Annotated in this window: 12 protein-coding genes; 5 read left to right on the plus strand and 7 right to left on the minus strand. The window is 69.5% G+C overall.

Annotation, left to right across the window (positions count from 1 at the left end):
- Positions 1–152: 152 nt before the first annotated feature.
- Complete coding sequence (locus tag LGR54_RS11690) at positions 153–908, plus strand: SDR family NAD(P)-dependent oxidoreductase (RefSeq protein ID WP_230362143.1); 756 nt, start codon at positions 153–155, stop codon at positions 906–908.
- Here the strand turns inward: LGR54_RS11690 and LGR54_RS11695 are convergent.
- Complete coding sequence (locus LGR54_RS11695; protein WP_230362144.1) at positions 883–1830, minus strand: DMT family transporter; 948 nt, start codon at positions 1828–1830, stop codon at positions 883–885. The genes LGR54_RS11690 and LGR54_RS11695 overlap by 26 nt on opposite strands.
- A gap of 115 nt (positions 1831–1945) precedes the next feature.
- Here LGR54_RS11695 and LGR54_RS11700 point away from each other — a divergent pair, with 115 nt between their 5' ends.
- Positions 1946–2407, plus strand: coding sequence for an Lrp/AsnC family transcriptional regulator (locus LGR54_RS11700; RefSeq protein WP_230362145.1), 462 nt, complete (start codon positions 1946–1948; stop codon positions 2405–2407).
- 474 nt (positions 2408–2881) lie between these two features.
- On the opposite strand, the gene der is transcribed toward LGR54_RS11700, so the two are convergent.
- The 5 genes from der to LGR54_RS11725 form a co-directional block, all read right to left on the minus strand.
- Positions 2882–4231 carry a ribosome biogenesis GTPase Der gene (gene der / locus LGR54_RS11705; RefSeq protein ID WP_230362146.1) on the minus strand — a complete coding sequence of 450 codons (1350 nt, stop codon included), beginning with the start codon at positions 4229–4231 and terminating at the stop codon, positions 2882–2884.
- Between the two features lie 73 nt (positions 4232–4304).
- Entirely contained in the window at positions 4305–4622 is a 318-nt protein-coding gene (locus tag LGR54_RS11710; RefSeq protein WP_230362147.1) for a hypothetical protein, read from the minus strand.
- A 14-nt stretch (positions 4623–4636) separates the two neighbouring features.
- The gene (locus LGR54_RS11715) at positions 4637–5347 is read right to left on the minus strand and encodes a tetratricopeptide repeat protein (RefSeq protein WP_230362148.1); all 711 of its coding nucleotides are present in this window, start codon (positions 5345–5347) and stop codon (positions 4637–4639) included.
- 146 nt (positions 5348–5493) lie between these two features.
- Complete coding sequence (gene panB / locus LGR54_RS11720) at positions 5494–6315, minus strand: 3-methyl-2-oxobutanoate hydroxymethyltransferase (protein WP_230362149.1); 822 nt, start codon at positions 6313–6315, stop codon at positions 5494–5496.
- A 46-nt stretch (positions 6316–6361) separates the two neighbouring features.
- Entirely contained in the window at positions 6362–6934 is a 573-nt protein-coding gene (locus LGR54_RS11725; protein WP_230362150.1) for an NnrU family protein, read from the minus strand.
- Positions 6935–7570: 636 nt separating this feature from the next.
- Between LGR54_RS11725 and LGR54_RS11730 the strand changes: the two genes are divergently transcribed.
- From LGR54_RS11730 to LGR54_RS11740, 3 genes are all read left to right on the plus strand, one after another.
- A complete protein-coding gene (locus LGR54_RS11730) occupies positions 7571–10030 on the plus strand; it encodes a tetratricopeptide repeat protein (protein WP_230362151.1) in 2460 nt (819 codons plus the stop codon).
- 141 nt (positions 10031–10171) lie between these two features.
- Positions 10172–10609 carry a L,D-transpeptidase gene (locus tag LGR54_RS11735; protein ID WP_230362152.1) on the plus strand — a complete coding sequence of 146 codons (438 nt, stop codon included), beginning with the start codon at positions 10172–10174 and terminating at the stop codon, positions 10607–10609.
- A 208-nt stretch (positions 10610–10817) separates the two neighbouring features.
- Complete coding sequence (locus LGR54_RS11740) at positions 10818–12011, plus strand: diguanylate cyclase (protein ID WP_230362153.1); 1194 nt, start codon at positions 10818–10820, stop codon at positions 12009–12011.
- On the opposite strand, the gene LGR54_RS11745 is transcribed toward LGR54_RS11740, so the two are convergent.
- The gene (locus tag LGR54_RS11745) at positions 11983–13593 is read right to left on the minus strand and encodes a peptide chain release factor 3 (RefSeq protein ID WP_230362154.1); all 1611 of its coding nucleotides are present in this window, start codon (positions 13591–13593) and stop codon (positions 11983–11985) included. The genes LGR54_RS11740 and LGR54_RS11745 overlap by 29 nt on opposite strands.
- Positions 13594–13656 lie beyond the last annotated feature (63 nt).

Raw genomic sequence — 13656 nt, forward strand, 5'->3', positions numbered from 1 at the left:
AGCATGTTCTCGTCGCGGAGGCCTTTCAGCCCTCGCGACGAGAACATGTTCCAGCCTATTGAAACGAGAGCACTTTCTTATCGATCAGGTGATTCCAGCTGATCGGAATGGGCTCTAACCCCTCCCGACAACGATCTGCCGAGGAAAGCCGGATGACCGACCCCCAAGCGCGGCCGCTGGAAGGCCGCCTCGCCCTCGTCACCGGCGCCACCCGCGGCATCGGCCGCGCCACCGCGCTGGCACTGGCCGCCGCCGGCGCGCATGTCGTCGCCACCGGCCGCACCCAGGGCGCGCTGGAGGAACTTGACGACGCCATCGTCGCCACCGGCTCCACCGCCACGCTGGTGCCGCTCGACATTCTCGACTTCGCCGGCATCGACCGCCTCGGCGGCGCGCTCTATGAGCGCTTCGGCAAGCTCGACATCCTCGTTGGCAATGCCGGCGTGCTCGGGCCGATGACGCCGCTCGCCCAGATCGATCCGAAGGATTTCGAGGGCCCGCTCAACGTCAACCTCACCGCCAATTGGCGGCTGATCCGCTCGATGGACCCGCTGCTGCGGCAGTCCGACGCCGGCCGCGCCGTGTTCGTCTCCTCCGGCGCCGCCCACAAGGCGCGCGCCTTCTGGGGGGTCTATGCGGTGACCAAGGCGGGGCTGGAGGTGCTGGCCCGCACCTGGGCGGCGGAGACCGCCAATGTCTCGGCGCTGAAGGTGAACCTGATCAATCCCGGCCCGATCCGCACCCGCATGCGCGCCCGGGCGTTCCCCAGCGAGGACCCGAACACCTTGCCGGCACCGGAAGAGGTGGCCCAGGCGATCCTCGCTCTGTGCCTGCCGAGCTTCACCGAGACCGGCAAGCTCTACGACTTCCCGACCCGCGCGCTCAAGGAATTCCCGGTTCCGGCGTGACCGGCCGGCCCGGCCCGGCGCGGCGGGCGAAGATCGCCACCGCCAGCGCCACACCGACCAGCTGAAGCAGCGTGCCGACCAGCTCGGGCGAGGTCGGCAGGCGGTGCTCATAGGCGAGGCCGTAGCCGAGGCCGAACACGGTCTCGGCGACGATGAGCTGGCCCGACAGCGCCAGCGGCAGCAGGCGCGACGCCACCACCCAGCAATAAGTGCCGAACCACGACACCACCGCGCCCATCACCAGCACCCAGGCGAGGAAGCGCAGTACGTCCTCCCCGCCCTCCGCCGGCGACGCGCCGGGCAGCATGAAGGGCAGCGCCAGCAGCGAGGCGGCGCCGGCGCCGAGGCCCTGCAGCCCGGTCCAGCGCAAGGCCGAGGGCGCGCGCTCGCCGCGCAGCACGGCGGCGTTGATTAGTCCGTACACCACCCAGATCGCGAGCGACGCCACCGCCAGGCCGATGCCGGCCAGCATCGCCCCGCTATCGGCCGAGCCGGCCTCGCCGAGCCCGGCGGCGTTCACCACCACCAGCCCGGCGGCGACGAGGCCGAGCGGCAGCAGCAGCCGGCGCCAGCGGACGGCGGGTTCGCGCAGATTGCCGACCACGGCGAGCACGACCGGCGCGGTGCCGGCGATCAGCGGCGGCACCACCGCCCCGGCCAGCAGCACGGCATAGGAGATGGCGAGGAAGTAGCCGAAATAGCCGAGCATCCCGAGCCCGAAGCCGGTCAGCAGCTGCCGGCGGGTGAGGCCGAGCGGCCGGAAGCGGGCATCCGCCATCAGCAGCACGCAGACCACGCCGAACAGCAGATAGCGGGCGACCGAGAGCTCCAGCGCGGAGAATGGCGCCACCGCCCGCGGCGCCACGAAGGACAGGCCCCACAGCGCGCCGGTGGCGAGCCCGGCGAGGATACCGATGAACATGTGTCGGAGGATCCGATTCGAGAGGCGGCGAGAATGCCACCCGCCTGCGTCGATTCGAATGGAGGATCGAAGGCAATTCGTCGAAGATGGCTCCGGTTCAAAGGAGAAACCGGCGATGCGGCTGCAACCCGCGGCTTCGGGGCTCGACGCGCTCGACGCCCGCATCCTGAGCGAGCTCGACCGCGACGCGCGCCTTCCGATGAGCGAGCTCGCCCGGCTGGTCGGCATGTCCGCCCCCGGTGTCGCCGAGCGCGTGCGACGGCTGGAGGTGGCGGGGGTGTTGAAGGGGTTTTCCGCCGAGATCGACCCGCGCGCGATCGGCTACGCCATCCGCGCCATGGTCCGCATCCGGCCGCTGCCCGGCAAGCTGCATCTGGTGGAACGGCTGATCGACGACTGCCCGCATATCGTCGAATGCCTGAAGATCACCGGCGACGACCCGTTCCTCGCGCAGCTGGTGGTGCGCGACGTCGAGGAGATGGACACCGTGCTGGAGGCGCTGGCCGAGCACGCCGTGACCTCGACGGCGGTGATCAAGTCGCAGGCGGTGCGCCGGCGATTGCCGCCGCTGCGCTGAGGGACGGGTCCGCGCTTTGCGCTGCTGCTCCTTAGGGAGAGGTGGCGGCGCGGGTGGGGCGGCAACGGATGCCGGAGCGCGGAGCCCCCCTCACCCCAGCCCTCTCCCTCTCGGGGAGAGGGGGCCTGGCGCGCCGGGTGGGCGGGAATCTTCGGTCTTCGTTGTCCAGCACGACAATGCGAGATCGCGCGCTTTCCCTCCCCAATCGGGACCGAGAGTCCGTCGTTCCAGCTACACGATTCTCGCGGCCATACGCCGCGAGCGGGGATGCACGCTCCCCCTCCTCGTTGGGGAGAGGTGGCCCGCGCGTTGGGTCGGTAAGGGGCGACGTCATTGGGAGCCGTGGAGCCCCCTCACCCCATCCCTCTCCCCCTCGGGGCGAGGGAGCGGCCTTCATCTGGCGGATCAGGACGTTCCGACTTCCCCATGGAGGAGGCACGCGGCCGGCAAGAGGACGTCACCGACGGGCGGTCCTTAGTCCTTGTCGGCGTAGGGGTTGTCCTTCTCGCGCAGCGTCAGCCGGATCGGCACGCCGGGCAGGTCGAAGGTGGCACGCAGCCCGTTCACCAGATAGCGGATATAGCTCTCCGGCAGCGCGTCGGCGCGCGAGCAGAACAGCACGAAGCTCGGCGGCCGGCTCTTGGGCTGGGTGATATAGCGCAGCTTGATGCGCCGACCCGACACCGCCGGCGGCGGATGGTCGGTGGTCGTCTCGATCAGCCAGCGATTGAGCGGGTTGGTGGCGACACGGCGGTTCCAAACCTCGTGCGCCTCGCTGATCGCCCGCACCAGCCGGTCGAGGCCCTCGCCGGTGAGGCCGGAGACCATCACCGCCGGCATGCCGCGCGCCTGCGGCAGCCAGTGATCGGCCTCCTCGCGCATCTTCTTGGCGATGCCGGCCTGATCCTTGACCAGGTCGCTCTTGGAAATCGCCAGCACCAGCGCCCGGCCCTCGCGCACCACCAGGTCGGCGATGCGCAGATCCTGCTCCTCGAAGGGATGGGTGGCGTCCATCATCACCACCACCACCTCGGCGAAGCGGGCGGCGCGCAGGCCGTCGGCGACGGAGAGCTTCTCCAGCTTGTCCTCGACGCGGGCGCGCTTGCGCATGCCGGCGGTGTCGAACAGCTTCAGCCGCACTCCGGCTCGCTCGACATCGACCGCGATGGAATCGCGGGTGATGCCGGCTTCCGGGCCGGTGAGCAGCCGGTCCTCGCCGAGCAGGGCGTTGATCAGCGTCGACTTGCCGGCATTGGGGCGGCCGAGCACGGCGACGCGGATGCGGCGATTGCCCTCCTCCGCTTCCGGCTCCTCCTCCTCGTCGGCGTCGTCGGGGAAGCACGGCATCAGCGCGCGCACCAATTCGCCCATGCCCTCGCCATGCTCGGCGGAGAGCTCCACCGGATCGCCGAGGCCGAGCGAATAGGCGTCAAGCGCGCCGGCGACGGCGTCGCGGCCCTCGCTCTTGTTGGCGACGAGGATGGTGTGCTTGCCGGAGCGGCGGGCAAGTTCGGCAAAGGCGCGGTCGGTCGGGGTGAGGCCGGCGCGGGCGTCGATGAGGAACAAGAGCACGTCGGCGTCGTCGATCGCCGCCTCGGTCTGGGCGCGCATGCGGCCCTCGAGGCTTTCCGCCTTCGCCTCTTCGAGGCCGGCGGTGTCGATGACGCGGAATTCGAGATGGCCGAGGCGCGCGTCGCCCTCGCGCCGGTCGCGGGTCACGCCCGGGCGGTCGTCGACCAGCGCGAGGCGCTTACCGACGAGGCGGTTGAACAGCGTCGACTTGCCCACATTCGGGCGGCCGACGATGGCGACGGTCATGGTCATATCGAGGCGCCCCCGCGCCGAGAGTTAGTGGCCGGCAGTTCGCCGGGGCGGCAAATCACTGGGCCGGCAAGCTTCACTGAGTGGGCTTGGCGGCGGACGTGCTGGTGGCCGTCTCGCCGGTGGCCGACGGGCTGGCCGCGGTCGAGGCGGAATAATCATAGCCGGAATTGGCCGGCTGCTGCGGCGCCGCGTTGTAGTCGACGCCCGGCACACCCTCCGGGAACACCGCCGAGCGCGCGCCCGGCAGCTTCTTTTCCCGCTCCTGGAACGGGTTCAGCTTGTCGATATCCATCGAGCCGCAGCCGGCGGTGGCGAGAGCGAGCGACAGCGCGGCAAGCGCCAGCGCGGCACGGCGGGCCTTGCGCCCGGAAACACGCGTCATGGACGACATCACGCCCCTCCTTCTCACTGCACGGCCGGCGCCGCCGGAGCGGCGGCGGGCGGCGTCGCGGCCGGGGCGGCCTCGGCGGGAGCGCTCGCGCTGGCGAGCTTCTGCATCAGATCGGCGCGCTGGCGCAGGCCCGGCGCCGCCTGCCCGTCCGAGAGGATGGACTCGAAGGTCTTGGCGGCGGCGGCATAGTCGCCCGCCTTGTACTGGGCGAGGCCGATGACCTCGCGCGCCGAGTTGCGGAACGGGCCGGCCGGATCGGTCAGCGGCTGCATGCGGGTGGTGATGTCGGCCAGCGGGGCGCTATCCACCAGCAGCAGGCCGGCGCGCAGCCGGGCGAGGTCGCGCATCAGCGGGCCGGTCCTGGTGTCGGCCGCCACGGCATCATAGGCGGCCACCGCTCCGGCGCGGTCGGTCGTCGCCAGCGTGGAGGCGGCGCGGAACCGCGCCAGCGTGGCGTAGCCGGCGGTGCCGTCCTTCTCCAGCGCGACGAAGGCACTCTCGGCCTCGCCGCTCTTGCCGTCGGCGGCCAGCTTCAGCGCGGCCTCGAAACGGACGCTGGATTCTTGCTGCTGCTGCAGGTTCCACCACTCGATGCCGCGCCAGACCGCGACACTGGCGACGATCAGCACCGCCACGGCGATGAGTAGCCAGCCATAGCGCTTCCACAGGCGGGAGAACCGCTCGCGACGCAGGTCCTCGTCGATTTCGTGGAAGATGTCAGCCATGTCGCGATCCGTGGGAAAAAGGTCGGGAAGCACCGGCAGCCGCGCGGGAAGCGGCGGCAATCCGGCACCTTGAGGAGGCCGCGTAAACTAGCGATGCGGCTGCAGCAAGGCAAATGCCGCACCAAAGCCGCGCGCCAGCCCGCCGGTCACACTTTCTTGGGGGCGTAGACGTGCTCGGCGGCCGGGAAGCTGCGGGCGCGCACCTCGCTGGCATAGGACTCCACCGCGGCACCGATGGCCGGGCCGATCTCGGCGAACTTCTTGACGAAGCGCGGCACGCGGTCCGACAGGCCGAGCATGTCCTCCAGCACCAGGATCTGGCCATCGCAGGCCGGCGAGCCACCAATGCCGATGGTCGGCGGGGCCACCTCTGCGGTGATCTGGCGGGCCAGCGGCTCGGAGATCGCCTCCAGCACCATGGCGAAGGCGCCGGCATCGGCGATGGAGCGGGCATCGTCGAGGATGAGCGCCGCGCTCGCCTCGTCGCGCCCCAGCGCCTTGAAGGAGCCGAGCGTGTTGATCGCCTGCGGGGTGAGACCGACATGGCCCATCACCGGCACGCCGCGATCGGCGAGGAAGCGCACCGTCTCGGCCATGCGGCGGCCCCCTTCCAGCTTGATCGCGCCGGCGCCGGTCTCCTTCAGCACCCGCGAGGCGGTGGCGAAGGCCTGCTGCGGCGAGCCCTCATAGGAGCCGAACGGCAGGTCGACCACGACCAGCGCGCGCGAGGAACCGCGCATCACCGCCTGGCCCTGCAGGATCATCATCTCGACGGTGACGGGAACCGTGGTCTCCATGCCGTGCATCACCATGCCAAGCGAATCGCCCACCAGCATGAAGTCGACATGCGGGTCGATCAGCCGGGCGGTGTGGGCGTGATAGGAGGTGAGCGAGACGATGGGGTCGCCGCCCTTGCGGGCGCGGATGTCGGGAGCGGTGAGCCGGCGGACGGCGGACTGGACGGACATCGGGCACTTCCTCGTTTCGGCCGGTTCTTGTCGCCCGGCGCGATTCTTAGGGCATCAGGACCGGCACCCCGACCACATAGGGGTGGAACCAGAGTGCGAGCGCCGCATAAAGCACGAGCCCGACCAGCACCGCAACGACGTCGCCGCCCCAGCCCTTCGGGGCCACCGGCAACGGCACGCCGCGCCGCTTCACCGCGATGCGGTCATAGACCGCCCAGGCCAGAATGCCGCCGGCCAGCGTCAGGGTGGCGGCATCGCCATTGGCGAGAATATGCGCCAGCGCCCAGATCTTCACGCCGACCAGCATCGGGTGCTTCAGCCAGGCCCGCAGGTGGCTCGGCACCAGATAGGCGCCGATGGCGATGGTGGAGAACAGCATCAGCGTCAGCACGATGTGCCGCATCGCCACCGGCGGCTCCCAGAGCTGCGCCGGGCCGGCGGCACGCCAGGCAGCGTAGCCATAGGCGATCATCAGCACCGCGGCGATCGAGACCAGCGAGTAGATCGCCCGGTAGGGCAGCAGCCCCAGCCGCGCCACCAGCCGCGCCCGCGCCTCGCGGAAAGTGGTGAACACGTGCACGGCGAGAAACAGCACCAGTCCGGCCAGCATCAGCAGCATGTCGCGATTTCCCCTCTTCATGCGAAGCGGCGCCACGCTAGAGCAAGCCCGATGAAATTTGAACGCCTCCAAGATGTGAGCCCACCACCAAGATGCGAAGCCCGCGCGGTCCGGATCGCGGCGACGGGCGCCGGCGGCGGGAGGCTTCGCCGGATGCCGGCATGAAAACCGGCCGGAGACGAACGCATAGGCATGGGCACGTCGATGCCGGCGGTCGGGCAAACAGCGAAGACCTCGATGCCGCGCAAATATTACACAATATTGCTTCGAAGCACGGCTTGCCGCCAAGGCAGCAGACAGGCGGCGCGACACGCCGGAGACGCATCGCCGCATACCGGCTTACATGCCTCACGCCCCTCCCCCGCGCCGATTATTGGAGCGATGCCGCAGCGCTTTGACCTTGAAACGCCACACTACACGGGTTAACCACGGAACTTCGTTGAAGCTGCCGTTGCCTGAGCGTCTCGAAGGGACACCGGAGCGTGCGCGCCAAGACCGACGCCCGACCGTGGCACGGATCAGCATCCCGGCAGGGGTGAGGCCGCGTCCGTCGTGGCGGGCGTGAACGCCCCTCCCGCCGGATGTGACAGCGCCGCGCGTGGCTTGCCGGCCCGAAACACCAGTGCAGGTGACCTGATGACGTCCGAGTCCACCGACCGGTTCAGCAAGGCCAAGGCGCTCGCCGCCTCTGGCAAGACCGAGCAAGCGGAAAAACTGCTGCGCCAGATCGTGGAATCCTCTCCCCGACGGGTCCATCCCCTGCTGCTCCTGGCCGATCTGCGGCGGAAGGCCGGTGCCCCCGACGAGGCCGTGTCGCTGCTCCGGCAGTTCTGGACGAACTCTCCCCAGCCCGCGGTCGGCATGCGGCTCGCCAGACTGCTCATCGCCACCAGGCAGTTGGAGGAGGCGGAGGCCGTCCTGCGGCAATTGCTCGACCTCTCGCCCGCCGATGCGGAGCTGCGCCTGCACCTGGTCGGATTGCGGCGGCGACAGCGCGACCTCGCGGATGTCGACGTGCTTCTCGAGCAGGGCTGGTCGCTGACCCCCGGCGACCCGCTGATCGGCCATGCCTTGGCCGAGCGCCTGCTGGCGAAGAAGCAGTGGCCGGAAGCCGAAGCGATACTGCGCCAGGCGCTGGAGAACGCCCCCGAACACGCCGAGATGCTGGCGAATCTCGCCGATCTTCGCCGGCGGCAGGGCGACCTTGCCGAGGCCGAGGCGCTGCTGCGTCGCGGCTGGACCGCCCAGCCGGCGAACGCCGCCATCGCCCTCGAGCTAGGACGGCTGCTTATCCGCAGCAAGCAGACGGAAGAGGCGGGAACGATTCTGCGGCAGGGCTTGCAGGCCGCCCCGGGCGAGATCGAGCTACGCCTACAGCTCGCCGACCTTCAGCGGCGGCAGGGCGAGATCGCGGAGGCCGAAACCCTGCTGAGGCAGGGCATCGTCCAGAATCCCGAGACCATCGCCCCGGTGCTCGCGCTTTCCCGGCTGCTCACCCTCGACGGACGGGCGGAACAGGCCGAGACGATCTTGAACGAGGCCATCAAGGCCTTTCCCGAGAACCCCGAGCTTCTGGTCGCACTCGGCCTGATGCATGCGGCCGGCGGGCGGGACGAGGCGGCCATCACATTCTTCGAGCAGGCCGTCGCGACACCGGACTCTCCCGCGGAAGCCTGGATCCAGCTGGCGCGTATCTCCGGCCGCTGGACCTCGGCCCGCCAGGCACTGGAGACGCTGGTGCGGGCGCTTTCCGCCCGAAAGGACGACCCGGCCATCCATTTCGCGCTCGGCAGCCATCTGCAGCTCATGGGGTACATCACGGAGGCCGAGCAGCTGGTCGCCGCCGCCGTCGGCCGGTTCTCCGGCGACGCCCCGCTCAAGAGCCTGCACGTCAAACTCCACATCATGGCCGGCCGCTATGACGATGCCCGCGCCACGGTCGCCGACATGCCGGCGAAGACCCGGCAGGAGCAGCGGCTGAAGGCGCAGATGGAAGCGAGCGTGCTGAAGGCCCAGTGGCGGGTCAACGAGGCGCTCGACATCTACCGGCAGCCCGACATGCCGGAACTGGACGGACAGGAATACCGGCTGCTCGCCGAGATCCAGCTGATGGCGCTCGATGTCGCCGGCGCCAGACAGAGCATCGGCAATGCCCATCAGCGCATCCGGCGGCTGCGCGGGGTCAACGTCTCGCAGGGCCTGACGGGCGAGATCGTCAACGATTTCTGGACCGATCCGCAGGCGCTGGCGGCGGGCCAGACCGCGCGGGTGCAGGGGTCGCTGCGCAACTGGGTCGCGACCGTCAACGCCAACCGGCACCATACCGGCTGCGCCCTCGGCTTCCTGATCCATCTGCGCGAAACCGGCCTGCTCGACGCCAAGCCGACGCGGCCGGGCCACCAGCCCATTCCCCGCCACATCCACCAGTTCTGGGACACGCCGGAGCTTCCCGACGACGTGGCCGCCCTGATGGGCAGCTGGCGGGGACGCAATCCCGAATGGGGCTATACCCGCCACACGCTCGCCTCCGCCCGCGAATGGCTCCGGCAGCATCCCGACGACCGCCTGCTGCGCGCCTTCCGCCACATGCCGGCCATCGCCGGCAAGGCCGACCTGCTGCGGCTCGCCATCCTTCATGCCGAGGGCGGCGTCTATGCCGATGCCGACGACCGCTGCCTCGCGCCGCTCGACACCTTCCTGGCCGGGCACGAGATGGTGTTGCGGCAGGAGCATTACGGCACCATCGGCAACAACTTCCTCGCCGCGCGCCCCCGCCATCCGCTCATCGGGCAGGCGCTCGACGAGGCGGTGACGGCGGTGCTGCGCGGCGACCGTGAATCCATCTGGCTGTCGAGCGGCCCGGGCCTCGTCACCCGCGTGCTGGCGTCCTACCTCGTCGACGACCCGCGCCGGCTGGCCACGCTCGGCAACGACATCATGGTGCTCGACCAGCCCGACATGGTGCGCTTCTGCGCCTCGGGCTGCCGGGCCTCCTATAAGAGCTCCGAGCGCTACTGGATGGCCGGCGAGTTCAGCAAGCTGCCGCAATTCGTGCGCGGCCGGCCCGCGACCACGCCCGCCGCCTCTTCCGTCTAGCGAGGGCACCGGAAACCGCGGGCGGGCTCCACGCGCGCCGTGAACCCCGCCCGCAAACCATGAGTAGCAACCACACTCCCGCTGCACGCGCGACCATGGCAGAGTGCCCTTCCAAGGCCGCCCGCCAGGGGATGGGGAGAGATGAAACCGCTGCTCGCCGCGCTGCTCGGCGCGCTGGCGCTGCAAATGGGCCTGCTGGCCCTGGCGCCGGCGGCGATGGCCAACGTCGTCGCCTATGTCGACATCGGCAGCCAGCGGATGGATGTCTGGGTGGAGGGAACGCGGCAATTCAGCTGGCCGGTCTCCACCGCCCGCAAGGGCTACCTCACCCCCACCGGCAGCTTCCGGCCGCAGCGCCTGCACCGCCGCTACTTCTCGCGAAAATACGACAATGCGCCGATGCCCTATGCGGTGTTCTTCCATCGCGGCTGGGCGATCCACGGCACCAATGATCTGAACCGGCTCGGCCGCCCAGCCTCGCATGGCTGCATCCGCCTCTCCCCCGGCCATGCCGCGATGTTCTATCGACTGATCGGCGCCCATGGCCGCACCGGCACGCGCATCGTCATCACCCGCTGAGAGCCGCTCCCGCGAAGGCGGCAGGACGCCGGCAGGGCAGCAGACATGTGCCGGGCCGATCGTATCCCGTTTCGATCGGCTGACAGCTCCCGATCGGAAAGAGCTCCGGGCCGAACCGCCCCATGATGCGCGCAATATCGTCCGATGATATGCATTGGCGGGAGCCATTCTGAAGATGACCGGCCGACCGTTCGGCCGGAGAGGTGTGATGCCGCTTGATTATCCCTCTCTGCTGATCGCCATCGGCTTTTCGGCCATCTGCCTGGCGGTGATCCTGTTCGCCAGCGGCGTGACGTCGCGGCGGGAGAACTTCCTATTGACCACCGCGACGGCGGCCATCGCCGTCGTCGGCAGCGTCTTCAGCTACAGCGTCCATGTCGCGCATCCCTCGCCGGTGCTGGTGTTCACCGCCTTCACCTTCCTGCTGACCGGCATGTCGATCCTGTTCGGCGCGGCCCGGCAGTTCCGCCTCGGCACCTCGCCGATCCCGCGCATCCTCGCCGCCGCCTCGATCGCCCTGCCGCTCGGCCTTGCACCGTTCATCCTCGGCTATGACGGCATCGGCTTCATCGTCGTCAACCTGCTCAGCGCCATCCTGCTCACGCTCACAGCCCAGGAATACTGGCGCGGACGCAGCGAGGCCCCGGTCGCCATCGCCAGCATGTGCGGTCTCTACCTGCTGGTCGGCTTTTCCTTCGCCTGCTGCGGCCTGGTGCTGCTCGCCAACGGCCAGTGGGTGCTCGACGCGCCGCCGGCGAACTGGGCGGAGCAGTTCAACGCCATCGTCGTCATCGCCGGCGTGGCCGGCATCGGCGCCCTCGCGCTCGCGCTCAACCAGAGCCGGCTCGCGCAGGCGCACAAGCACGACGCCATGACCGACCCGCTCACCGGCCTGCTCAACCGCCGGGCGCTGTTCGACATGATCGAGGCCATGGCGATGGGGCGCGAGATCGCCGTCATCGCCTTCGACATCGACCGCTTCAAGGTCGTCAACGACACCTACGGCCATGCGGTCGGCGACAGGGTGCTGGTGCATTTCGCCCGCGCGCTGCGCCAGCATCTGGGCAAGGGACAGCTGGCCGCCCGGCTCGGCGGCGAGGAATTCGCGCTGGTGCTGAGCGATACCGGGCCGGACACCGCGCTCGCCCATGCCGAGGCGGTGCGGGCGAGCTTCACGAAGTCGGTGCAGGCCGCGAAGGGGTTCACCTGCACGGTGAGCGCCGGCATCGCCTTTGGCCGCACCGACGCCGGTCCGTTCGAGGCGACGCTGAACGCCGCCGACCAGATGCTCTACCGCGCCAAGCGCGCAGGCCGCGACCGGGTGGTGGTCGACGGCCTCGACGCCGGCTGGCCGGAGTCGCAGCCGGCGCTGTTCACGCAGCCTTCTTCTTCACGTCCTTGATGTCGGTGAAGACGATGCCCGGCCAGCGGTCGCCGGTATAGCCGACCATGAAGGCGGACGAGGCGAGGAACACCGGGTCGCCGTCGAGGTCCTCCGCCATGGAGGAGCGGTTGGCGGTGGAGAAATCGTCGAGCTTCTTGGTCTCCTCGCACGACACCCAGCGCGCCAGCTGGAACTCCGACATGTCGAAGCCGACCTCGAGGCCGTATTCGGCCTCCAGCCGGTTCTTCAGCACGTCGAGCTGCAGCGGACCGACCACGCCGACCAGCGCCGGCGAACCGTCATGGGGACGGAACACCTGCACCACGCCTTCCTCGGCCATTTCCTGCAGCGCCTGCTTCAGCTTCTTGGCCTTCATGGCGTCGGGCAGCTTCACCCGGCGCAGGATTTCCGGCGCGAAGCTCGGCACGCCGACGAAGTTGAGCTCCTCGCCCTCGGTCAGCGTATCGCCGATGCGCAGATTGCCGTGGTTGGGGATGCCCACCACGTCGCCGGCATAGGCTTCTTCCGCCAGCTGGCGGTCCTGCGCGAAGAAGAATTGCGGCGTGGCGAGGCTCATCGGCTTGCCGGTGCGCACCAGCTTGGCCTTCATGCCGCGCGTCAGCTTGCCCGAGCACAGCCGGGCGAAGGCGATGCGGTCGCGATGGTTCGGGTCCATATTCGCCTGGATCTTGAACACGAAGGCCGACATGCGCGGCTCCTCGGCCTCGACCCGGCGCTTGTCGGCATCCTGCGCGCGCGGCGGCGGGGCATATTTGCCGAGGCCTTCCAGGAGGTCGCCGACACCGAAATTGCGCAGCGCCGAGCCGAAATAGACCGGCGTCAGATGGCCTTCGAGGAAGCTGTCGAGCTCGAACGGGTTGCAGCCCTCGCGCACCAGACCGAGTTCCTCGGCGAGCGCCGCCTCGTCGAGCGATTTGTTCAGCCCGGCGATCGCCGCCATGCTCATCTCGCGCAGGGGGCCAGTCTTGCCCTCGTCGCCGTCGAGCAGCCGCATGCCACCGGTGGCGATGTCCATGGTGCCGACGAAATCGCGCCCGCGCCCCACCGGCCAGGTCATCGGCGTGGTGTCGAGCGCCAGCGTCTTCTCGATCTCGTCGAGGATCTCGAACGGATCGCGGCTCTCGCGGTCCATCTTGTTGATGAAGGTGATGATCGGGATGTCGCGCAGCCGGCAGACTTCCAGCAGCTTGCGCGTGCGCGCCTCGATGCCCTTGGCGGCGTCGATCACCATCACCGCCGCGTCGACGGCGGTCAGCGTGCGGTAGGTGTCCTCCGAGAAGTCCTCATGGCCCGGCGTGTCCAACAGGTTGAACACATGGCCGTTGAACTCGAAGGTCATCACCGAGGTGGCGACCGAAATGCCGCGCTCGCGCTCGATGGCCATCCAGTCCGAGCGGGTCGAGCGGCGGTCCTTCTTGGCGCGCACCTGACCGGCGAGCTGGATCGCGCCGCCGAACAGCAGCAGCTTTTCGGTCAGCGTGGTCTTGCCGGCGTCCGGGTGCGAGATGATCGCGAAGGTGCGCCGGCGCGCGACTTCGAGCGCGATGGGCGAGGCGGCGGAGTTGGAGAGCGCGTTCATGGCCGCCGATGTGGCAGGGATGGCGCGGCTTATCAAGAGGCGCCGCGCCTCGCCGGCTCGTTC

It is taken from the genome of Ancylobacter sp. Lp-2, from assembly GCF_020523795.1.
Lineage (GTDB): Bacteria > Pseudomonadota > Alphaproteobacteria > Rhizobiales > Xanthobacteraceae > Ancylobacter.